This window comes from Roseivirga sp. UBA1976, assembly GCF_002336325.1.
GTDB classification, from domain to species: domain Bacteria; phylum Bacteroidota; class Bacteroidia; order Cytophagales; family Cyclobacteriaceae; genus Roseivirga; species Roseivirga thermotolerans.
Map to the genome: position 1 here is coordinate 15,489 of NZ_DDDQ01000118.1, position 24,506 is coordinate 39,994.

13 protein-coding genes are annotated in these 24,506 nt (G+C 45.8%); 11 read left to right on the top strand and 2 right to left on the bottom strand.

Translation table 11 applies throughout. From position 1 onward, the window contains the following. Positions 1 to 10 precede the first annotated feature (10 nt). From B3763_RS11760 to B3763_RS11805, 10 genes are all read left to right on the top strand, one after another. Positions 11 to 1,540: a RagB/SusD family nutrient uptake outer membrane protein gene (locus B3763_RS11760; RefSeq protein ID WP_189628719.1), complete on the top strand. Its 1,530-nt coding sequence runs from the start codon at positions 11 to 13 to the stop codon at positions 1,538 to 1,540. 55 nt (positions 1,541 to 1,595) lie between these two features. Next, positions 1,596 to 4,859: a VCBS repeat-containing protein gene (locus tag B3763_RS11765; protein WP_286746687.1), complete on the top strand. Its 3,264-nt coding sequence runs from the start codon at positions 1,596 to 1,598 to the stop codon at positions 4,857 to 4,859. Beyond that, positions 4,846 to 5,424: a hypothetical protein gene (locus B3763_RS11770; protein ID WP_189628721.1), complete on the top strand. Its 579-nt coding sequence runs from the start codon at positions 4,846 to 4,848 to the stop codon at positions 5,422 to 5,424. The genes B3763_RS11765 and B3763_RS11770 overlap by 14 nt, the downstream gene beginning before the upstream one ends. A 10-nt stretch (positions 5,425 to 5,434) precedes the next feature. Then, positions 5,435 to 8,731: a VCBS repeat-containing protein gene (locus tag B3763_RS11775; protein WP_189628722.1), complete on the top strand. Its 3,297-nt coding sequence runs from the start codon at positions 5,435 to 5,437 to the stop codon at positions 8,729 to 8,731. A 9-nt stretch (positions 8,732 to 8,740) separates the two neighbouring features. Beyond that, positions 8,741 to 12,082: a VCBS repeat-containing protein gene (locus B3763_RS11780; RefSeq protein WP_286746690.1), complete on the top strand. Its 3,342-nt coding sequence runs from the start codon at positions 8,741 to 8,743 to the stop codon at positions 12,080 to 12,082. Between the two features lie 57 nt (positions 12,083 to 12,139). Beyond that, entirely contained in the window at positions 12,140 to 13,804 is a 1,665-nt protein-coding gene (locus tag B3763_RS11785; protein WP_286746691.1) for an amidase, read from the top strand. 146 nt (positions 13,805 to 13,950) lie between these two features. Beyond that, the gene (locus tag B3763_RS11790) at positions 13,951 to 15,282 is read left to right on the top strand and encodes a vanadium-dependent haloperoxidase (protein WP_286746693.1); all 1,332 of its coding nucleotides are present in this window, start codon (positions 13,951 to 13,953) and stop codon (positions 15,280 to 15,282) included. Positions 15,283 to 15,516: 234 nt separating this feature from the next. Continuing rightward, a complete protein-coding gene (locus B3763_RS11795) occupies positions 15,517 to 17,217 on the top strand; it encodes a sodium:solute symporter (RefSeq protein ID WP_286746695.1) in 1,701 nt (566 codons plus the stop codon). A gap of 133 nt (positions 17,218 to 17,350) precedes the next feature. Continuing rightward, a complete protein-coding gene (locus tag B3763_RS11800) occupies positions 17,351 to 19,294 on the top strand; it encodes an alpha-amylase family protein (RefSeq protein ID WP_286746697.1) in 1,944 nt (647 codons plus the stop codon). Between the two features lie 213 nt (positions 19,295 to 19,507). Further along, positions 19,508 to 20,416: an ROK family protein gene (locus B3763_RS11805; protein ID WP_286746699.1), complete on the top strand. Its 909-nt coding sequence runs from the start codon at positions 19,508 to 19,510 to the stop codon at positions 20,414 to 20,416. 20 nt (positions 20,417 to 20,436) lie between these two features. Here B3763_RS11805 and B3763_RS11810 read toward each other — a convergent pair whose 3' ends face one another. Further along, entirely contained in the window at positions 20,437 to 21,039 is a 603-nt protein-coding gene (locus B3763_RS11810) for a hypothetical protein (protein ID WP_286746701.1), read from the bottom strand. 353 nt (positions 21,040 to 21,392) lie between these two features. Then, positions 21,393 to 23,858 (bottom strand): S9 family peptidase, encoded by a 2,466-nt coding sequence (locus B3763_RS11815; protein WP_189628730.1) that lies wholly within the window; start codon positions 23,856 to 23,858, stop codon positions 21,393 to 21,395. Between the two features lie 214 nt (positions 23,859 to 24,072). Here B3763_RS11815 and B3763_RS11820 point away from each other — a divergent pair, with 214 nt between their 5' ends. Then, a complete protein-coding gene (locus B3763_RS11820; protein WP_286746703.1) occupies positions 24,073 to 24,501 on the top strand; it encodes a hypothetical protein in 429 nt (142 codons plus the stop codon). Positions 24,502 to 24,506: the final 5 nt, after the last annotated feature.

The window sequence follows — 24,506 nt, forward strand, 5'->3', positions numbered from 1 at the left end:
GAAAAAGAATATGAAATATACAATTAGAATTCTGGCACTTGCGGCAACCATCTTTACCGTTGGCGCTTGTACAGATTTGGAAGAGGAATTGAAAGATTCGTTTACCGAAGACTTCGATCCGAATAACCCCGGTGTTGGGGTAACCAATAACGTAAACAAAGCACAGCCAAACGATGGCCTTGGTGCTGCATTTGGCAGGCTAATAGGTAGCTCTGCCGGTCATGGAGGATACTTCTCTATACAGGAAGTTTCGACAGACGAAGCTGTAATTACCCAAAAAGGTGGTGACTGGTTTGATGGTGGTATCTGGCTGGATATGCACAGACACCAGTGGCAATCTACTCACCCCGCACTCAATGGAGTATGGAATGAGTCTTACGGTGGTATTAACGAGTGTAACCGTCTTTTAGCCGATGGAGGACTCTCTCCTGCTGCCGTAGCACAGCTTAAAACGGTACGTGCCTTCTTCTATTGGAGATTGATGGATTCTTTCGGAAGAGTAAAAATTGTTACTCAGCCGGGAGTTGATGCCCCACAGGTAGACAGAGTAACTGTATTCAACTTTATTGAAAGTGAACTTCTTGCCGCACTTCCTGACCTTCCTGAAGGAAGACAAGAGTACGGTAGAGTTAGCAATCTTGGTGCTCAGGCATTTCTTTCCAGACTTTACCTGAATGCAGAAGTTTATACTGGTGTTCCTCGATATGCTGATGCTATTATAGCAGCCGATGCCGTAATTAACTCAGGGGTTTATAGCCTTACTCCAGACTATGCCGATGTTTTTGCTCCGGACAACGTAGATGATCCTGAGCACATTTGGGTATTGCCTTACGATGAAGCTACTCAGGGAGGCATGAACTTCGCTCAGATGACCCTTCACTATCCTAGCCAGTTGACTTACCGTTTGGCTGAGCAGCCATGGAACGGTTACTCTACTTTGGAAGAGTTCTACAACTCTTACGAAGATGGCGATGAGAGAAAAGAGAACAACTTCATAGTTGGCCCTCAGTATGATGTAAATGGTGCCCCAATTCTCGATTTGGCCTTTGATGCTGCCGATCCTGATGGAGCTCCTATCAACTATACGCCTGCCATCAACCAATTGGCCCCTAACGGAAGCCGTCAGGCAGGTGCCAGACTTGGTAAGTTTAGCTTCAAGCTGAAGCAAAGAGCAAACATGGACAATGACTATCCGCTTTTCAGATATGCTGAAGTTCTTTTGAACAAAGCTGAAGCCATTGCCCGATTAAATGGAAACTGGAGCGATCCTCAGGCCCTTCTTTTGGTAAACCAAGTGAGAGAAAGAGCCGGTGTAGATGGATTCGCTCAAATGGATGCCAGCACTTTCCTTGCAGAAAGAGGACGCGAAATGTTCCAGGAGTCTCAGAGAAGAATAGACCTGATCAGATTTGGTCGTTGGGGAGCTCTGTGGTGGGAAAAACCTGCTCACTCAGACACATATAAAAATGTGTTCCCTATTCCAAACGAGCAAATCAATGCATCGGGTGGTACGCTTACTCAGAACCCCGGATATAACTAGAATTTAGTTTAAGTATTTAGTAAAATGGGTTGCCGTTGAGGCAGCCCATTTTTGTATGAAAAAGTCAGTATTACTTCTATCGATTTGTGCCCTTTTAGGGGCTTGCAAAAGCAAAACATCCACCCTATTTGAGAAAGTAGAGGGTAAAACAAGTGGTATCGCTTTTGAAAACAGACTCGAATATTCCGAAGAGCTGAACCCCTATACCTACCGCAACTTCTTTAATGGCGGAGGAGTAGCTCTCGGAGACATCAACAACGATGGCTTGCTCGATATCTTTTTTAGTGGCAACATAGTAGAGAACAAGCTCTACCTCAACAAAGGCAATTGGACCTTCGAGGACATTACCGAATCATCAGGAACAGCAGGTAAAGGTTTTTGGTCTACCGGAGCCACTTTTGTAGATATCAATGCCGATGGCTGGCTCGATCTATACGTTTGCAAATCGGGTCCTCCAAGTGACGATCCAGGCAGAAAAAACGCCCTATACATTAACCAGCAGGATGGTACCTTTAAAGAGTCTGCAGCCGATTTCGGTCTAGATTTTAATGGCCTTTCTACCCACGCTGCTTTCTTTGACTACGACAAAGATGGCGATCTGGACTGCTACCTACTTACCAATTCCCTTCGCTCTTTGGGTGTTGGACAAGATATTATTGAAGGCCAGAGAGAAATACCCAGTGCCGAAAATGCCGGCAACAAACTACTACGAAACGACAATGGAAAATTTACCGATGTAAGTCGCCAGGCAGGCATCTATAATAGCGACATTGGCTACGGACTTGGAATAACACTATCTGACTACAATCAAGATTCCTGGCCCGACATTTTTATATCCAACGACTTTTTTGAAAAAGACTACCTCTACATCAACAATCAGGACGGCACCTTCACCGAAAGTTCAGAGGTCTATTTTGAAAGCCTCAGTATGGGGTCTATGGGAGCCGATGCCAGCGACCTGAACAATGATGGCCTGCCGGAAATAATGGTCACAGAAATGTTGCCGGCTACCCTACCCAGAAAAAAAACCAAAGCAACCTACGAGTCGTGGGATAAATATACCCTCAATACCTCCAAAGGATATTACCATCAATTTCCCAGAAACGTGTTGCAAAGAAACCTCGGCAATGGTCAGTTTCTGGAAATTGGAAGATTTGCCGGTGTAGCCGCCACAGAGTGGAGTTGGGGAACTTTAATTTTCGATGCAGACAATGACGGCCTCAAAGATATTTTTGTTTCTAACGGTATATACAAAGACCTGCTTGATAGAGACTACCTTAACTACATGGCCAACGAAGAGCGCATTCGCGCTATGATTCGCAACGATGAAGATGTGATAACCCGCCTAATTGATGTAATGCCTTCCAAGCCTGTGACCAATGCCCTTTTCCAAAACCAGGGAGACTTTCAATTCCAAAACATCAGTGAAACCAGTGGGCTGGAAGAACCCACTTTTAGCAATGGCAGTGCCTATGGAGACTTAGACAATGATGGAGACCTCGATCTGGTCATTAACAATGTGAACATGCCGGCCTTCATCTATAAAAACAACAGCGATACAGCCACTCAACGCTCCATACAGTTGCAGCTTAGCTCAAGCCTAAAAAGCAACCGTTATGCCATTGGTGCCTTTGTTCAGGCATGGGCCGGTCAAGAGCAGTTTTCCGGCTACAACTACCCTTCACGAGGCTTCCAGAGCTCAGTAGACCCCAAAATACACCTCGGAGTAGGCAGCCATGTCATATTAGACTCGCTAAAGGTCACCTGGCCAGAAGGTCGTATTACCACTTTGTATCAGGTTAAAACCAACCAACTGTTGCAATTAGACGAAGCTAATGCTACAGCAAAATCAGCCCCAACCCCACCAGCCAAACAAAGCCCACTCATTTTAGCCCAAAACCCGTTCGAATACACTCATGTGGAAAATGAGTTCATAGACTTTGACCGGGAGCGCCTGCTTATAGAAATGTATCAAAACGAAGGCCCTGCCATGACCATGGCCGATGTGAATGGAGACGGAAAAGAGGATGTTTTCATAGGTGGGTCGAAAGACATAAGCGCAAGACTCTATTTGAGCAACGGCAACCGCTACCAACTCTCCAGCCAGGCCACCTTCGAAGCAGATAAAATTTCGGAAGACGCTTCTGCTGTTTTCTTCGATGCCAATGCCGATGGACATATAGACCTCTACGTGACCAGCGGAGGCAGAGCTTTTAGTCGCAGTTCCTCCGCTCTTATGGACAGGCTTTACCTAAACGATGGCCAAGGAAACTTTAGCAAAAGTCCCTCTCCTTTGCCATTTACAAACTATTTCAGCACCAGCACCGTAGCTGCGGGCGATTTTGATGGTGACGGAGACCTTGACCTGTTTATTGGCGAACGGTTCGATCCTTTCTACTATGGTGAAGCTGGCAGAGGCTTCATCTTTGAAAACGATGGAAGAGGAAACTTCAAAGATGTAACCCAAACGGTGGCAGCCGAACTTCTGAAGGTAGGCATGATTACCTCATCGAGTTGGACCGATGTAGATCAGGATGGAGACCTTGACCTGATTGTGGCAGGCGACTGGATGCCGGTGACTCTTTATGAGAACAACAACGGTCGCTTAACCCGCTCAAATCGGTTGGCACCGCTTAGGGGCTGGTGGCACACCTTACATGTGGCCGATGTTGATGGAGATGGCGACATGGATATAGTGGCCGGAAACCACGGTGAAAACACCTTCTTAAAGCCAGGTACCCGCATGTACATGCACGATTTCGACCAGAACGGAACCAAAGAGCAAATATTCTGCGAGCCAATCAATGGAAAATACTATCCCTTGGCCGACAAGGATGAACTCATTAAGCAAATACCTTCGCTCAAAAAACAGTTAGTGTATTTTGAAGATTATGCAGAAAAAAGCATCGACCAGTTATTTAGCCCAGATGTGCTTTCGCGTACCTCCATCTACGAAATTGACGAACGCAGATCAGGCATTTTCTACAACAACAATGGCGACTTCACTTTTATACCCCTGCCCAAAGAAGCCCAGTACTCTCCGGTATACGCCATCGCTACGGACGATATAGATGCCGATGGCCTCACCGACATTATTCTGGGTGGTAATCAATACCTGGTAAAACCCCAATTCGGACGATACGATGGACTCAAAGGATTGGTGCTGCTGGGCACAAAACAAGGCTTTAACAGTAAAAAAATTGAGTTTTTGAATATAGATGGACAAATTAGACACATCAAAAAAATGTCAGTCAACGGCAAAGAAAGTTTCATTTTCATCATCAACAACGGCCCGTTAAAAACCTATGAAAAACAATAGAACGCTATACTTGATGATGGCCCTGCTACTTACTCTGGGCCTTGGCGCCTGCCAGTCTGATTACAGCAAAATGCTCAATGAAGAAATGGCCAAAGGGGTGCGCAATGACTCGCTCTTCTTTGGTATTCATTTTCAGCAGGCCAAACGCGACTTTTATGAACTCTGCTGGAAGAAAAACCAGGAAGGATTGTTCACTGCCGGTAGCAGAGGCAATTATGTACAGTACAATCTGCCTCCAGACAGCATTCATTCGGAAAAAATCGAAATGTTCTTTTACCCACAGTTCGATAGCAATGAGCAAATTACCGGAATGGACTTGGAGTATCGCTATGCCGCGTGGGCTCCCTGGAACAAAGCCCTCTATGCCCCGGAATTACTCCCCAGAATTAAAGACACCCTTATGGCCTGGTATGGCGGCAATGATTTTATAGCCGTTGAAGGAGAACAGCCGCAAGAAACTATTTGGGTGAAAGTTGATGGCAACAGAAGAATAGCCATAAAAACCAAAGACGATGAGATCGTACGCGTAAAAATGACAGACCTGACGACAACCATAGACGATTAATTTTTTAGCCATGTTCAGAAAGAAAACACTGCTTGCATACACTCTATTAGCCCTCGGATTTTCTGCCTGTCAGAACAAGCCCGAAGAATCACAAACACCACGTTTCACGCTAATGGAAGCAGAAAACACAGGCTTTCAGTTTGAAAACAAACTCACCTACGACAGCGAGTTCAACATATATACCTACCGCAACTTCTACAATGGCGGAGGAGTGTCGATCGGAGACATTAACAACGATGGTCTTCCCGATATTTACATGACAGCCAATCAGCTGCCCAACCGCCTGTTTCTTAACAAAGGCAACTTTCAGTTTGAAGACATTACCGAAAGCTCAGGCACTGCCGGCCAACGGGCCTGGTCTACAGGCGTCACCATGGTCGATGTAAATGCCGATGGCCTTTTGGATATCTATGTTTGTAATTCTGGCGATGTAAAAGGCGACAATAAAGAAAACGAGCTTTTCATCAATCAAGGAGACCTAACCTTTGTAGAAGCGGCCAAAGAATATGGCTTAGCCGACCCCGGCTACACAACCCATGCTTCATTCTTTGATTTCGACAAAGACGGAGATTTAGATGTATACATACTCAACAACTCTTACCAGGCCATTGGCAGCTTTGATTTGCGAAGAAATGAACGACCCAAGCGCGATGTGCTTGGAGGAGATAAACTGATGGAAAACCGGGACGGAAAATTCTACGACATAAGCGAAAAAGCCGGCATCTACGGTTCGGTTATTGGCTTTGGACTTGGGGTGACCGTGGGCGATGTAGACGGTGACGGTTGGGACGATATATACGTATCTAACGATTTCTTTGAAAGAGATTACCTATACATAAATCAACAAAACGGCACCTTTACAGAAGTGCTCACTCAGCGCATGAACTCCATTAGTGGAGCCTCAATGGGAGCAGACATGGCCGATATTAACAATGATGGCAGCAACGACCTGTTCGTAACCGAAATGCTACCCAACGATTATGACCGATTGAAGTCTGTTACCACCTTCGAAGACTGGAATCGCTATCAATACGGACTGAACAATGGCTATTATCACCAGTTCACTCGCAATACCTTTCAGATCAATACCGGAGCCGGATTCTCAGAGCTCGGGCGATTGGCCGGGGTAGAGGCCACCGATTGGAGTTGGGGTGCCCTCATCTTCGATATGGATAATGACGGCTACAAAGACCTCTATGTAGCCAATGGTATATATCAGGACCTTACCGACCAGGACTACCTGCAATACGCCTCGAGCGAAGAAATAATGAGCTCCATGATTAGCAAAAACGGAGTAGACTACAAAAGCCTGATCGACATTATCCCTTCCAACCCCATTCAAAACTACGCCTACAAAAACCAGAATGGCCTGGAGTTTAAAGATGTAACTAAAGCGTATGGATTAGCTACACCGAGCTTTTCGAATGGCTCTGCCTATGGCGATTTGGACAATGACGGGGATCTGGATTTAGTGGTGAACAATGTGAACATGCCCTCCTTCCTCTACCGAAACAATACCAAAGAAGGTGACGGGCACTACCTTTCCTTTTCGCTTAAAGGTGAAGGAGCAAACACACTGGCCATAGGCACCAAAATATGGGTAACTGCGGGTGAAGATCAGTACTACGTAGAGCAGCAACCCACCAGGGGCTTTCAGTCCAGCATGGATCCAAGGCCTTTTGTAGGGCTAAAAACAGGTCAAAACCTATCGGTAAAAGTGCTCTGGCCTTCCGGAAAGGTAACCCTTCTCAATGGCGTTTCACCCAACCAGCAATTGCAACTGTCAGAAGCAGAAGCCACTCCTCAACCCAGCGAAACCGATGAAAAAGGAACCCCCGCTATATTCTCGCAAGCCCCTTTAAACCTGCCATTTGCCCACAAGGAAAATGCCTTTGTAGACTTTGACATTGACCGCTCATTGTTTCTCATGAAGAGTACCCAAGGGCCAAAAATGGCCGTAGCCGATGTGAATGCCGATGGCTTTCCCGATGTGTTTGTGGGCGGCAGTAAAGAAGAAGAGGCCGTACTGCTACTCGGTTCGGCCAACGGGTTTACCGTAAATCGCCAGCCCGCCTTTGCCAAAGACAAAGTTTCAGAAGACCTGGAAAGCGTCTTTTTCGATGCCGATGGCGATGGTGACTTAGACCTGTATGTGTGCAGCGGAAGTATAGAGTTTTCGCAAAGCTCATCGGCCTACATCGATCGGTTATACTTCAACGATGGCCGGGGCAATTTCTCGGCATCCAACCAAATGCTACCCGGCAAAACCCGCTATGTAAGCTCTAGTACGGTCTCTGTTTTAGACTATGACGGTGATGGTGATTTGGACCTTTTTGTGGGAGAGGGCAGCCGCCCAATGCAAAACGGAGTTCCTGGCGATGGCTTCTTGCTCGAAAACAATGGTCAGGGAGTTTATACTGATGTAACCTCCGAAAAAGCACCAGAATTTAAAAGCCTGGGCATGATAACGAGTAGCCAGGCAGTAGATGTGAATGGAGATGGAGCTACAGACCTGATAGTTGTGGGAGAATACATGGGTATTGAGATATTTCTGAATACCAACGGCCAATTCAGAAAAAGCACCCCGGCCAACCTGGCCCGATTAAAAGGCTGGTGGAATGTAGTGCATGCAGCCGATGTTAATGGTGACGGCCGCATGGATTTCATAGTAGGCAACCATGGCCTCAACAGTCGTTTCAAGGCCTCAGAAGAACAACCCATTGCTCTATTTGTAAAAGACTTTGACAACAACGGTACCCTGGACCCTATTCTATCTAAATACATGGCCAATGGCAAAGCCTATCCCTATGGATTGCGCCACAATCTTATCGACCAGATTAAGAGCCTCAAAAAGGTATTGCCCGATTATAAGACTTTTAAAGACATGAGTGTAAGGGATATTTTCACTCAAGCGCAAATGGAAGGTGTTATGGAAATTAAGGCCACCGAAATGACCAGCGTACTCGTGCTCAACAAAGGCCAAATGAACTTTGAAGTGACCGAATTGCCAACAGAGGCACAGGTAAGTCCGGTATATGCCATTGCCACAGGCGATTTTGATGCCGATGGAGATACAGACATTTTACTGGGCGGCAACCTCTACTCGGTTAAGCCCGAGGTAGGCCGATACGATGCCAGCTACGGCACCTTCCTTAAAAACACAGGTAATGGACGTTTTGTGGCTGCCAAACCACAAGAGGGCTTCCTTGTGGAGGGCGAAGTGCGCGACATAGAGGTATTCGAAAACTTTGTGTTAATAGCCAGAAACAATGCAGAATTAATGAAACTCAAATTCGGAAAAAACTAAGGCAGCTTCATGGCTAACCCAACCAACGTATTGAAAACACTGAGAAAGAATACCCTGACCCTATTGGGGCTGGGTATTTTACTCTCTTTTTGCGGATGCAAAACCGATTCGCAATCAAAGAAACCCGTGCTTTTCAAAAAAGTACCCTCAGAAAAATCAGGCGTTAGCTTCCGCAATACGCTCACCGATAGTCCCAATTTCAATATTATAGAATACCTCTATTTCTACAACGGAGGAGGAGTAGCCACCGGAGATATTAACAATGATGGCCTCATAGACCTATACTTTACCGCCAATCAAGCACCCAACAGGCTCTATCTGAATAAAGGCAACTTTGAGTTCGAAGATATTACCCAAAAATCCGGTATTACCGAAAGCGGCACATGGTCTACAGGAGCCGTAATGGCCGATGTAAACGGAGACGGATTTCTGGATATTTACCTTTGCCAGGTAGGAGACTACAAAGAAGCCAAAGGCAGTAACCAGCTTTTCATTAACAATCAGGACGGCACCTTTAGTGAGCAAAGCAAAGCCTATGGTCTCGATTTTGTAGGCTTTTCTACGCATGCCGCTTTTTTCGATTACGACAGAGACGGAGATCTGGACATGTACCTTCTCAACCATTCTATCAAAAATCCGGAAGTATTCGTACCCGTAAATGAGCGAAGCAAAAGCAGCCCCGGAGGAGACAAACTCTACCAAAACCAGCTCGCCCAGGGCAAAAAAGGATTTGTAGATGTAACCGAACAAGCCGGCATTTATTCCAGTGTGCTGGGTTTTGGCCTTGGCCTGGCTATAAGCGACATTAACAAAGACGGTTGGCCTGACATATACGTGTCTAATGACTTTACCGAAAACGACTACCTATACATCAATCAACAAAACGGCACCTTTAAAGAACAACTCGAAAAGCACATTCAACACACCAGTCGCTACTCAATGGGCAACTTTGTGGCCGACATTAATAACGATGCTCAAGTAGATATTTTTACCACAGACATGCTGCCCGAAGACCCCGAGATATGGAAAAAGTCCATTGGTGAAGATAAGGTGGAAGTCTACAGAATTAAAGAACAGTTTGGCTATGGCGACCAGTATGTGCGCAACACACTGCAACTTAATTTGGGCAACGGCATGTTTTCAGACATTAGCCTATTTGCAGAAAACTTTGCCACCGATTGGAGCTGGGCACCACTCATTTTCGACATGAACAATGATGGTCTTCAGGATATTCACATTACCAACGGCATTTATAAACGCCCTAACGACCTGGACTTTGTAAACTACCTGAACAGCAATCCGGGAGCAATGGATGAAGACCAAATGGAAAGGGCCAGAATTAACTCCCTGCCCACACTAAAAATACCTAACTATGCAGCCCTTAATGCAGGTAACGGACGGTTTAACACCCAACCTTTCGAATTCGATTTGGGCTTCGATGAACCCACCTACTCCAACGGATCGGCCTATGCCGACCTGGACAATGACGGTGACCTGGACCTGATAATCAATAACATTGAACAAGAGGCCTTGCTCTACCAAAACACCCTGACCGAAAACAACAGCTATCTGAAAATTCGCTTTGAAGGGTCAGAACACAATGCCTTCGGTATTGGCGCACAAGTATACATTCGCCTGCCTGAAACCACGCTTTTTCGCGAAAACTTTAACTCAAGAGGCTTTCAGAGCAGTGTAGCTCCGGAGCTTCATTTTGGGCTGGGAAAAAACACAATGCCCGTGTCGGTGGAGGTGATATGGCCCGATGGCAAACGTCAGCAGTTAGACCACGTATCTCTCAACCAAACTTTAACCCTTTACTACTCCGAAGCCAAAACGGCTAGTGAAAGTAACACGAGAGACGAAAAAGCTCTCTTTTCTACCCACGGCTCATTGTTCGACTACCGGCACCGGGAAGATGAGTTCAACGACCAATTGCGCGAATACTTAATGCCACGAAAATTCAGTACCGAAGGCCCCGCACTGGCCATAGCCGATGTAGACGGTGACGGGCTGGAAGACATCTACCTGGGAGGTGCCAAAGACCAACCGGCAGAACTTTGGTTGCAACAACCCAATGGTCAGTTTAAGCGTAAGCTGGCCGCCATTTTTGAACGTTTGCAACGTGCAGAAGACATTAACGCCAGATTCTTTGATGCAGACAATGATGGCGATCAGGACTTGTATGTGGTGAGCGGAGGAAATGAATATGAAGACGGGCAGGTATTTAACTTCGACAGGCTTTATCTGAACGATGGACGAGGCAACTTCCAGTTTTCTCCCGGAGCACTCAATCGGATCGGAAGTCAGGGCAAGGCTCTTGCCATTGCCGATTTTGACGGAGACGGTGATCAGGATGTTTTTGTTGGGGCCAACGTAGTGCCCGGAGCTTATGGAAAAGACCCACAGCACTTTCTGCTCATTAACAATGGCCGGGCCTATTTTGAAGATCAGACTAACCAACGCCTCCAGGCGCCCACAGAGCTGGGCATGATTAACGCTGCCGAGCCCATAGACTTTGATGGTGATGGAGACATAGACCTGGTACTAGCCGGAGAATGGACCGGAATTACGCTTCTGCAAAACAATGGCAGTGGCCAGTTCGAAAAAGCATCGATTCCTGACTTTGTCAATACCCAAGGTTGGTGGTTCAGCCTCCACGTAACCGATGTGAACAATGACGGTCTTCCTGATATAGTAGCCGGAAACCTGGGCCTGAACACTAAACTAAAAGCATCGGAAGAACGCCCTGTAACTTTATCAGTCAATGATATTGACGGCAATGGACAGATAGACCCTATTATTTTTCATTACCAAAATGGTAAACAGACACCTTTCGCCTCCAGAGACGATCTCATAAAACAGGTTTCCAAGATCAAAAAGCTGCACAGCAACTATGAAGATTATGCCAAAAACTCTTCGCCCGAAACGCTTTTGGGTGAATACTTTACCCAAGGCTATGTAAAAACAGCTAAAACCTTCGAGTCAGTCGTTTTCCTTAATAAAGGCAATAGTCGTTTTCAAAGAATCAGCCTTCCGGCCACCGCTCAACTAAGCCCCGTAATGAGTATCGTTTCAGGCGATTACAACGAGGATGGTCATACCGATCTTTTGCTCTTTGGTAATAATTACAGCTTTAGAACTGACCTGGGCAAAGCCAACGCACGGCCTATTACGCTTTTGCTTGGCCAAGGAAATGGCCATTTTGAACACACCCACGATAGTTATCTGAACAATGCATCGACCTGGGGAGAGTTTAGAACAGCGGGAGTAGTAGTAGTTAATGGCAAAGAGACCGTTCTGGCCTTGCGCAACAACGATTACTCCGTGTGGCTGCAGCCCGGCTTTGATTAACGGTTTCACTTTTTTAATCGAAAATGCGGAGATTGAAAGCTCAACACTTTCTATCTCATGAAGAACCTTTGCGCACTACTTCTGGCCACACTACTGGCGCTAAGCTGCAAACCCACCGAATATGGTTTTCATAAACGCGATATAAAGGCCGCCCAAAAACTTTACGGCTTAACCTTTGAAGGAGACGGCTTAAACACCATGTATGACTATTTGGGGCGAAACAAACGCGGCTATATGGAAATGCGCGAGTTCACTATTGAAAATGAAACATTTCCGGCCGTAGCCTTCGACCCACACCCATCGGGTTTTATGGCTCCTGAGGGAGAACAAAGAAGGCTCACCTTTGAGATACCCCAAAACATAGCTCTGCCCCCCACGGAAGAAGAAATTGCCTTTATGAGTATAAGCCAACTAGCCTCTCTTATAAAAAGCAGACAATTAAGCTCTGAACGGCTCACCAGTATATACTTAAAGCGTATAGAACAATTCGATGGCCAGCTGCAAAGCGTAATTACCGTTACCCGCGAATTGGCCCTGGCCCAAGCTCGCAAGGCCGATGCAGAAATAGCAGCCGGTAAGTATCGTGGTATTTTGCACGGTATTCCCTATGGAGTAAAAGACCTGATGACCGTTGACGGCTACCCCACCACCTGGGGTGCCGAACCATACCGCAACCAGCAATTCGACTATACAGCCACGGTTGTAAAAAAACTGGAAGAACAAGGTGCTGTGCTTATAGCAAAGCTGGTTTCAGGTTCTTTGGCACGGGGAGATGTGTGGTTTGGGGGAAAGACCAAAAACCCCTGGGACTTATCGCAAGGTGCCAGTGGTTCTTCTGCCGGGTCGGGTTCGGCCACTGCTGCCGGGCTGGTGGCCTTTAGCCTGGGCACCGAAACTCTGGGCTCCATAACTTCGCCCGCAGCCCGCAATGGCGTAACCGGCCTGCGCCCTACTTATGGAAGAATAAGCCGCCATGGAGTTATGAGCCTCAGTTGGTCTATGGATAAAGTCGGGCCCATTGCTCGTAGTGCTAAAGACTGCCAAATTGTTCTCTCGGCCATCTATGGTTTCGACCCCTTAGACCCTAGCACCAATACCATTCCGCTAGACACCTCCGGGCCATCTGTAAAGGATCTGAAAATTGCTGTTTTAATGAGCGATCTGAAGAACGATGAAAGCGCTAACGGCCATAATATGCTCCAGGCACTTAGTGTGCTTGAAAAAGACCTGGGGCAATCCTTCGATACTCTCTCTTTACCAACCGACTTCCCCTACGCTGTTTTCGATATTATTCTGAGAGCCGAGTCAGGTGCTTTTTTTGACGAGCTGGTGCGTAGTGGCAAAGTAAACGACATGGTGGAGCAACACTCCGGCTCAAGGGCCAATTCCCTGAGGCAATCACGTTTTATTCCGGCCGTAGAATACCTGCAGGCCAACCGAGTGAGGCGACAACTGATTGACTATATTCATGAGCTTTTTGAAGGTTATGATGTTATTCTGGCACCTACCTTTCGTAGCCGGCAAATGCTCATTACCAATCTTACAGGGCACCCGGTAATTACTCTGCCAACCGGTTTCGATGAAAAAGGCCGCCCCACCAGTATGACCTTCATTGGCCAGTTGTATCAGGAACAAACCATTTTGCAGCTAGCGCAACACTATCAGGAACTCACTTCTTTTGAAGAAAAGAAACCTCCGTTGTTTTTTGGCGGGCAACAATAGCTTTTTGAGCCATAAAAGCACATATAATTGACAGGTTTTGAGGGAATTAATGAATCGGCAGACAAATAGGTCGCTTTATTGACGATTTCACTTGAACATGTCCCTGATACTCATAACATTTGTAATCCTAAAGAAAGGATTGTGTGATGAAAAAGTATTTTTTGATAGTACTTGCTTGCTCGCTGGCAGTGCTTGCCTGTGATAACGGAGTTAAGGAAGTAAACATAGAGTCCGATGTGTATCATCAGACCATGGACAAGCTCTCTGAGATAATTGTCCACGATATATTCTCTCCTCCGGTGGCCAGTAGAATTTATGCTTACCCGAGCATTGCCATGTATGAAGTTCTGGCGCAAAACAACCCCAGCTATAACCCCCTGGCCGGACAGTTGACCGAGCTTACCCCAATACCCCAGCCAACGGAAGAAATTTCTTACGAACTGGCGGCCCTGGAGGCTTTTATTAAAATTGGTACGGCCCTAATATTCTCAGAAGCCGATATGGATGCCTACCGCGAAGAACTTTATAAAGAGCTGAAAAAGGGAGTAAACAAGCAATACTTTGAAGCTTCTTTGGCCTATGGTGGTCAGGTAGCAAAACATATTTTAGAGTGGGCCGATGGTGATATGTACAAACAAACACGTACCTATCCAAAATTTACCGTAACCAACGACCCCACCCGTTGGCAGCCAACACCTCCGGGCTATTTTGAAGCCATTGAACCTCACTGGACTAAGATTCGTCCGTTTGCCATAGACTCATCTACTCAATTTGTACCGGAGAGGCCCACTGCTTTCAACATGGAAAAGAACAGCCCCTTCTACAAAGAAGTGATGGAAGTATATGAAGTGGGTAAAAACCTGAGTCAGGAACAAAAGGAAATTGCATCTTTCTGGGATTGTAACCCATACGTAATGAATGTGACAGGCCATGTAATGGCGGCCACTAAAAAAATTACTCCCGGTGGTCACTGGATTGGCATTGTAAAGATTGCCTGTAAAAAGGCAGAAACCGACCCCATGAAAACAGCCGAAGCTTATGCGCTCACTTCCATAGCTCTTGCCGATGGCTTTATAAGCTGTTGGGACGAAAAGTTTCGCTCCAACCTGATCAGGCCGGAAACGGTAATTAACAAGTACATTGATGAAGAATGGGTCCCCCTTTTGCAGACGCCTCCATTTCCGGAGTACACCAGCGGACACTCCGTTATAAGCAATGCGGCCGCCACAGCCCTTACATCTATTTTTGGCGACAACTTCTCTTTCAGAGATGATACGGAAGTAAAATACGGACTCACCGTGAGAGAATTCGACTCCTTCTTCGATGCTTCTGAAGAGGCAGCCATTAGTCGCCTGTATGGAGGTATTCACTACATGCCGGCCATTGAAAACGGTGTGACTCAGGGCAGAAAGCTTGGCGACTATGTGGTGGACAAGCTTAAACTAAGAAACGAAGCACTGGCCGAGAATAACGAATAATTCAATAGCAACCCCTATCTGGCAAGCTGTCTTAAAGCCTTGTGTACATTACCCAATGCGAGCTTTGAGACAGCTTCTTTTTTTACCTTCAACTTTACCCCTCCTTTCTATGATTTTAGCCCCTATGTGCTTATACTTATAGTTGCTTGAATAACAGCATGTTGCTTCGTCAGGCTACTGACTCTGATTGACCGGTTTTGCTTTTCGGTGGGTCGGGTCAAAACCAGTGATTGTATGGAAAGTATTGGATTAGAGCTATGGGATAAAATCATCATAGCCGTTTACCTCGTAGGCATTGTGATCTATGGTATTCGAAAAGGTAAACAAGAAAGCTCAGAAGACTATTTTCTGGCAGGAAGAAATATGGCCTGGCCCATTGTGGGCATTTCACTTTTTGCAGCCAATATAGGATCCAACACCCTAATTGGACTCACCTCCGATGCCTTTCAGACCAATGTGGCAGTTTATAACTACGAATGGATGGCAGCCGTGGTGCTGGTAATTTTCGGACTGTTCTTTCTGCCCTTTTACCTAAAGTCTCGCGTGTATACCATGCCCGAGTTTTTGGAGCGCAGATACGACACGCGAACCCGCTACCTTTTTTCGGGTATCACCATAGTGGGCAACGTTATTATCGATACCGCCTCCGGTTTATATGCAGGCAACCTCATTTTAAAAATTATTTTTCCTGACTATCCTTCCTGGATGATTATTGCCTTTCTGGCGGTTGCTGCCGCTGCCTATACTATTCCCGGAGGCCTATCATCCGTGGTTCATACCGAAGTTATTCAGGCCATACTTCTAGTTTTTGGTTCCTTTCTGGTTACATACTATGCCTTCGATCAGGTAGGTGGATGGCAAAAGATGATTGACGGCCTCAATAATCTGCATACCGGTGGCCTGTTAGAAAAAAATTCCGATGAAGTTTTAAGCCTCATAAGACCCAATTCCGATGAAGCCATGCCCTGGCTTGGGCTGGTACTCGGTGTACCCTTACTGGGCTTTTATTTTTGGGCCAACAATCAGTTTATGGTACAGCGGGTACTATCGGCCAAAGACCTGAATCACGGCCGTTGGGGCGCTCTGTTTGCAGGGCTTCTCAAGCTTCCTGTATTATTTATAATGGTAATTCCCGGAGTATTGGCCATTCTACTTTTCAAAGACATGGACATAAGTTTTCTCAATTACCAGATACCTACCGAAGGTGGGTTTGCTACTTGCGAGAACCTGAGTGACTGCCCCAATATGACATACCCTGTGTTGATTTATAAATTATTACCCACCGGTATTCTTGGGTTGGTTATTGCCGGGCTCCTTGCCGCCATGTCGTCAAGTATTTCGGCCACGCTCAACTCGGCCTCCACACTCATTACCATGGATTTTACCCAAAAGCTAAGGCCCAATATGAGCTCTAAACAACTGGTACGGGCCGGGCAGATAGCCACCTGTGTGTTGGTGGTTTTAGCCGCGGCCTGGGCTCCCATGATCGAGAGCTTTCAGTCGCTCTGGACCTATCTGCAACAAATTCTTGGTTTTATATCTCCACCCATTGTGGCTGCTTTTGTAGTAGGACTTTTCTATCGGAGAGCCAACGCGCAAGGAGGGTTCTGGAGCCTCGTACTCTCCTATTTATTGGTAATTGGCTGGATCATCTACTGTTTCTCTAAGTATGAAGGCATTAGTACCGATGCCACCGGGGTGCACTTCCTCTATGTGGTACCAGTGCTTTTTGCCATAGCCATAGTGCTTAACGTAGGAATAAGCCTGGCCACAACTTCACCCGATGCTCAAAAAGTGAGCGAGATGATTTGGACCTCTCAGATTTATAAAGAAGAAACTAAAGAACTGGCACATTTGCCCTGGTATAAGAACTACCGAACACTTTCTGTACTGTTGCTTATTGCCACAGCCATAATAGTGATTTGGTTTGCCTAAAGAAAGAGGGAGCAACATGCCCAATTGCTCCCTCTCTTCGTGGTATCGGTTGCAGCAATTAAACCGGTTTATGGTGAAGGAACATAAATATTAAAATACTTTTGGCCGCCTCTATGGCAAAGCTATTCTGCCTATGTACAACCCTACTGCCCATATTACTCTCAAGGCCTTGGAAACAAAGGTTTTTGGCAAAGAGAATGGCCTAAGAACACCCTTTGAACAGCGGTTAATCGCGCTGTTTTCGGACATTTACAGTCGCTTCGAGCAGCTCTATGGCCAGCACCCTTCCTTCGAACCGGCTTTGGAACTACTGTTGCAGAAAATGTTGGCCGCCTACAAAGCCCGGCCCAAGCACTTACTGGAAAGTGATGCTCATCGCGAAGCTAACCCCGGTTGGTTTTGCAACCAGGAGACCACAGCCATGATGCTGTATGTAGATCGCTTCAACAATGATTTAAAGGGATTACTGGAAAAGATGGATTACTTCGAAGAGCTGGGGGTTAACATGCTTCATCTGATGCCCCTCTTCGATAGCCCTAAAGTAAAAAATGATGGTGGTTATGCTGTAAGCAATTATCGGCAGGTAAATGCCCGGTTTGGTACCAATGGCGATTTAGTGGAGGTGGCCAAAAAACTTAAGCAGAGCAACAAACTCTTAATGCTCGATTTTGTGGTAAACCATACTTCGGATGAACACGAGTGGGCCGTAAAAGCCAAGGCTGGAGACCGCTTTTACCAAAACTTCTACCATACGTTTAGAGATCGTACCATTTCGCTACTCTATGAGCAGGCCATGCCCGAGGTTTTTCCGGAAAGTGCTCCTGGCAACTTTACTTTCAACAAAGAAATGAACTGTTGGGTAATGACCGTATTCAACGAATACCAGTGGGATCTCAACTATTCTAACCCTTATGTGTTCGTGGAAATGCTCGACAATGTGTTGTTTCAGGCTAATATGGGGGTGGATATCTTTAGGATGGATGCCGTGGCCTTTGTATGGAAACAGATGGGCACCAGTTGCCAAAACTTGCCGCAGGCTCATATAGTGCACCAGCTTTTTAAGCTCTGTAGTCAGGTGGTAGCTCCGGGAGTCGCTTTTTTGGCCGAGGCAATAGTGAGCCCTGAAGAAATTGTAAAGTACTTTGGCACCAGCAATGTATGGAGCAATGAACACGACATGGCCTACAATGCCACACTAATGGCTTTACTATGGAACTCTCTTGCCACACGAAACACCCGAGTAATGAAGGCCAGCCTGCGCGACAAGCCCAAAAAACCCAAAGGCACTACATGGGTGAACTACGTACGCTGTCATGACGACATAGGCATGGGCTTTGAAGACCGCCACATTGCCGAATCAGAATACGACCCTGCCGCACATCGGAAGTTTTTAACACGGTTCTTTACCGGAGACTTTGAGGGTTCGTTTGCCAAGGGCTTGCCTTTTATGTATAACCCTAAAACAGACGATGCCAGAATTTCAGGTAGCATGGCCTCATTGGCCGGTTTGGAGCAGGCCCTTCAAGAAGGTAATGAATTAGGGGTAAAAAGAGCCATTGCCCGCATTAACCTACTACATGGCATTATTCTTTCGTATGGTGGCATTCCGGTTATTTATTCTGGCGATGAAATAGCCATGCTCAACGACTATTCCTTTTTGGAAGACGAATCCAAAAAAGATGACAACCGCTGGGTGCATCGTCCCAAAATGGATTGGGCGTTAGCCGAAAAACGCAAGAAGCCTGATACACCCCAGGCACAAGTCTTCCGAACCCTTCAACACATGATTGCCCTAAGAAAGTCCATCGATGAGTTTGGAGATCATAACAACTTTAGACTCATTGAAACTTCCAACGAACATGTTTTTGCTTTTGAAAGAAGCTGGAAAGGAAAAAGCACCGTGGTTATTGCCAATTTTAAAGACGATGGCCAATATGTTTACTCCCACTTAGTTTTCCCGCAAACAATGGTTAATCCCTTTGGTATGAAAGATCGGCTTAGTGGCAACCAGTTGTTGATCGAAGAAGGGAGGCTGCATTTTGAACCCTATCAACTATACTGGCTTACCAATGGCTAGATGAGTCATTGCTCCTGTATGCACAAAGGGTTTCAGGAGGTAAAACAAGGAAGTAAAGCATGGACTTGCTGTAAAAGGGAAAATAAGGGGTGGTGAAGCTCAGCCCAATCGTCCTTAATCTTCACTGTGTTTTTGATTAAAAGAAGTACCACATTCGAATCATTGCAAGACTTTGTGACCAAACACTTATTTTAAGGTAAGAATTATAAAACCATGACGAAACTCTGGGGAATAGATTTGGGAGGAACCAAAATTGAAGGGGCAGTACTTAAATCGAAAAACGATCCAACACCAATTGTCCGTAAAAGAATTAATACTGAAGCCGACAAAGGCTATGAGCATGTGCTCAATAACATCAAAAACCTGTTAGGTGACTTGGCCAAAGAAGTAGGAGAAAAACCCTCCATTGTCGGTATCGGAACTCCAGGAGCCATCGATCCGCCTACCGGTTTAATGAAGAATAGCAACTCACAAAACCTCAACCATAAACCTTTCAAGAAGGATTTGGAAGCCCTTTTAGGAATCCCGACCAGAATGGCCAATGATGCCAATTGTTTTGCTCTTGCAGAAGCACGAATGGGCATTGTGCCGGAAGTTGATCCGAATGCTGAGGTGGTCTTTGGAGTGATAATGGGCACAGGCTGCGGTGGCGGAGTAGTGGTTCATGGAAAGGTGATCAATGGTAAGCAGGGCATTGGTGGTGAATGGGGTCATAATTTCCTCGATGCTTCTGGTGGTCCTTGCTATTGTGGCAAGTCAGGCTGTACCGAAAAAATCATCTCAGGTACAGGTTTAGAAGATTTTTACGAGCAACAGACCGGAACTCGCAAAAGACTGAAGGAAATTCTTCCTGCTGCCAGAAGCGGTGAAGACCCCAATGCTGTCAAAACCCTGGATAGATTGGTTCATTTCTTTGGCTTGGGTATTTCAACTATCATCAATGTGCTAGACCCAGATGTCATAGTTTTAGGAGGTGGAGTTGGCAATGTAGATGAGCTTTATACGCGAGGCGTGGAAGAGGCTGCCAAATATGTTTTTAATCCAAGAATGGACACTAAGATTGTCAAACCAAAACTAGGAGATAGTGCGGGGGTATTTGGCGCAGCGTTTCTTTGTGAATGACCAAAATCAAAGGACTTATTTTAATTTAGCATTTTGATTATCTCATTGTAAAATGAATCGATGAGTTCTTCAAATGGCTGCTCAGAATCAGACATTTTCTCAAATTTTTTCTTAATGTCATTTGAAATGTGAATTACAAATTCCCCTGTTCTAAGGTCAAATACTGTAACGCTCCCTGATAAAGTTATACTTCCAGAACCGTTTAGTTTAGAAACCTCCTTTCTCCTTATCGGGGAGCGAATAATTATCAAGTCTGTATTCTTGAATCCGCTTTTTAACTCGAGTCGTTGAACTTCGCTTATATTCTCAAAAAGATTAGCTTGAGTATCAACAGTTTTCGACAAATCGATATATAAATAGTTTCTTGCTAACTCATTCAAGCTTGGTTCATTTTGAAGTTTAGATTCAATTTCCTGTTGACAACAAACATTGAATGTTGCCGAGAAAATCTGTTCAAACAATTTATTTGTCTGCGATGTATTTCCATCCTCATCAAAAAGGGGTGTAAAAGAGACAGTAACATTGACCCCAATAGTATACTTTTTATTGACTTTCGTCTTTTGACAAAAGGCAAGACCTGGTACCATCAAAACTAAGACTATGAGTACTTTTCTAAAGTTCATATCTCCTTCTATTGTATCTAGTGTATAAGTTAAGCGGTTCCCTAAATCAAATCAAAGACACTAATCAAATTAAAAATAAGAATCCAAAATTAGATGATATTACAAGGAGGTTCAGAGCAGCTTTCGTAGGTGAGTAAATGTTGACGGTTTGACTCAAGGTGTGATAGGATCCTTCTTAGCTCGGCATGACTTTTAATATGGGTTTTTCGGTTCCAAAATCAAGTGCCTATCTCCAGCTTGGTCTTGAATAAAACGAGGATGCTATCCCTTGGAGGGATGGCATCCTTAAAAATCAAAAAAGCCGTCAGCCCTTGAAGGGCTAACGGCCTTAAACATCTTAGTGCTTACGTCAACTATCTATCCTTTGTATCAATCTTAGCTCCTTCGGGCTTAGTGGTAGCATTCTTCACGTGTTCCTCCAACCAGCTGTCCATTTCCCACAACATGTGCAGAATAGACTCTTTGGCAGCATAGCCATGGCTCTCAGCCGGCAGCATCACCAAACGGGCAGTGCCTCCATGACCCTTAATGGCATTGTAGAAACGAATACTCTGAATTGGGAAAGTACCCGAGTTGTTATCTGCTTCTCCATGAATGAGCAACAATGGTTCATTAACCTTGTCGGCATGCATAAATGGCGACATGTAATTATAAAGTTCCGGAGCCTCCCAGTAGCTTCGCTCTTCGCGCTGAAAACCAAAAGGCGTAAGGGTTCGGTTATACGCACCACTTCGGGCTATTCCTGCTGCAAAAAGGTCGGAGTGAGCCAATAGGTTGGCCGTCATAAAGGCACCATAGCTATGGCCTCCAACCCCTATTCGATTTCGATCGCCAACACCCATTTCTACCACCGCATCAATGGCCGCTTCGGCATTCATTACCAGCTGCTCGCGGAAGGTATCGTTGGGCTCTTTATCGCCTTCTCCAATAATGGGAAACTCCGTGTCGGCCATTACCGCATAGCCTCTCAAAACCCAAAAGATTGGCGAACCAGAACTCACTCGTGTAAAGGAATAGGGCGTGCCTCTTACCTGTGCGGCAGTAGCTACTGATTTATATTCGCGGGGATAGGCCCACATGAGCACTGGCAGCGGTCCGTCTTTGTCTTTGTCATAACCGGCAGGGGTATAAAGCACTGCCGTAAGGTCTACTCCATCTTTTCGCTTGTACTTAATAATTTCCTTATTCACTGCCATCATTTCGGGCTGCGGATGAGGGAAGTCGGTTATGGCAGTGAGTGTGCCTTTCTTTAAATCTCGAATAAAGTAGTTCTCCGGTTCATCTTGCGACTCGCGAATGGTTATAATCCGATCGGCCTTCTCCGAAATAATATCGATTGGTCTTTCATAATATGGGGCTTCTGAACGGAAGAGTATTTCCTGTTTTTTGGTCTTGAGGTTAAACCGACTTAAAAAAGGACGGTCTCCTTCCGGTGAACCACCCACGCTGGTCATAAAAACATCGTCTTTATCTAACTTCAACACATTGCGGCCATACTGGTTTTTCACAGTCATTGGATTGCCCGGATCATTGTATCGGTCGGTTGTCGCACGCTCAATAATTACATGGCCCGGCTGGCCGGGTTTAGAAGGGTCTATGATGGTGCTCTTTTCCATTCGGTTGGCCCACCACTGTTCATTCAACCAGGCGCGGTTCTCATCGCCCCAAACAATACCACCATACCGCAGTGAGGTGCTGGCCAGCTTGGTTGGCTTGCCATTAAATGGTGCCGATTGCATGTACACAATATCTCGCTCTTGCACTTCCAGATTGGGATCTCCACCATCATTGGCTTCTGCCCAGTAAAGGGTAGCCGGCTTATCGGCTCGCCAGTTCACACTGCGCATCCCTTTGCGCGTGGCATCAAAGCCCTTTGGCCTAACCTCATCTAAAGGAATTTGGGCCAATACTTTTTTATTGTTACCGTTGGCACTCCAAACCTCATAGTTGAAGGGAAATCTGGAAGCCGGAACTAAGTAAGAAAAAGGTTTTTGTATGGTTTCTACCAGCATATACTCTCCATTCGGAGATATGTCGAAGCTTTTAATAATAGCCGGCTGGCCCACTTTAGAAGATTTCCCGTTCAGATCGATACGTTGGAGCTGCACGGTGGTGTAGTACTCAAAAAGCTGTTCGTCATAGGCATTCTCGAGCAAATCCTGATAGGTTCTTGAGGCTGCCTCTGCTCCGGCTGTTTCCTGAATTACCGGCCCTTTAGGCGCACGGGGTTGGCGAGGAGCTTCACCTCTACCTTCCACTATGGTGCTTACCATAAGCGACTGGTTGTCAGGCATCCACTCAAAAGCCGATACATAGGCATTGTTCACAATGGGAGCTGTGAGTCTTCTGGCACTACGGCTTTCCAAATCGGCCACCCAGAGTTCAATGCCGTTTTCAACGGTATGGGTAAAGGCAATCTTTTTCTCATTTGGCGACCACGACACGTTGCTAATGGCAGGGTTTGCGGGCATATTGGCAAAACTGTAAGTTTCGCCAGTAGCAATGTTCTTTAGGCTTAAACCGGTCAGTGGGTTTTGTCTGCTCCTTCCATTGGTGGCCGGGTTAATGCGCGTGCCTCCTATGCGCAACTCTGGAGCTGCCACCTCTTCAATGCTGGGGTAGCCCGGTCGTTCCATCAAGAGCATCCATTGTGCCTTCGAATCGATGCTCACTGCCGGAGTAGCAGGTGCATCAATAAGTTTAGCGATAGCCTCCGGAGGACGCTGATAACCATTTTGACCCTTAGCGTCAGGGCTTTGCAGCAAAAGGAAAAAAGCCAACAGGCCAATTCCCGATAATGTTTTTATGTACTTTCTCATGGTGGTTTGCTTGATTCTGTTAGTCAATTTAGTAAGGCTTAGCATAAAGCACAGATTAAATCCACAGAGCTACATTTCTTAGGTATGAAAGGCGCAACAGCCACCAAAGACTCTTGAGCAATACTATGTGATCAGGTTTATACGAAATACTTCGTAATTATTTTTGAAATACGAAACCATTCGTATATAATTGTTCTACGAAATAAATCGTAGTATGAAGATCGTAGTCTGGCTATTCTTATTGATGAACTCCATCTGGCAGCAAACTGACAGTAAAAATCAAATACTGAAAGACTGGATTGCTACGCAAAACCAGGGAAGCGATAAAGCCATTAACACCTTTATTGACCGTTGGTTTTCTGAAGAATTAAAAGCAGGTATTACCGACCGAAGCAAACACGTAGCCTTCTACCGACAGATTATTGATGAATTTGGTGAGATACAAGAGACCGTGTACGAGGTAATGGAGTCTACTCCTACAAAACTCAAAGTGCAACTATTAAAAAAGAATACTCCCTTTTTGCCGGAACCTTCACCGGAAAACATTCTGGTGGTGGAAATAGACGTGCAAAAAAATCATCCCAACCGGCTGGCCCGGGGTTTGGGTATGGGTGCGCTCATATGCTACATAAAACGTGATTAGAACCA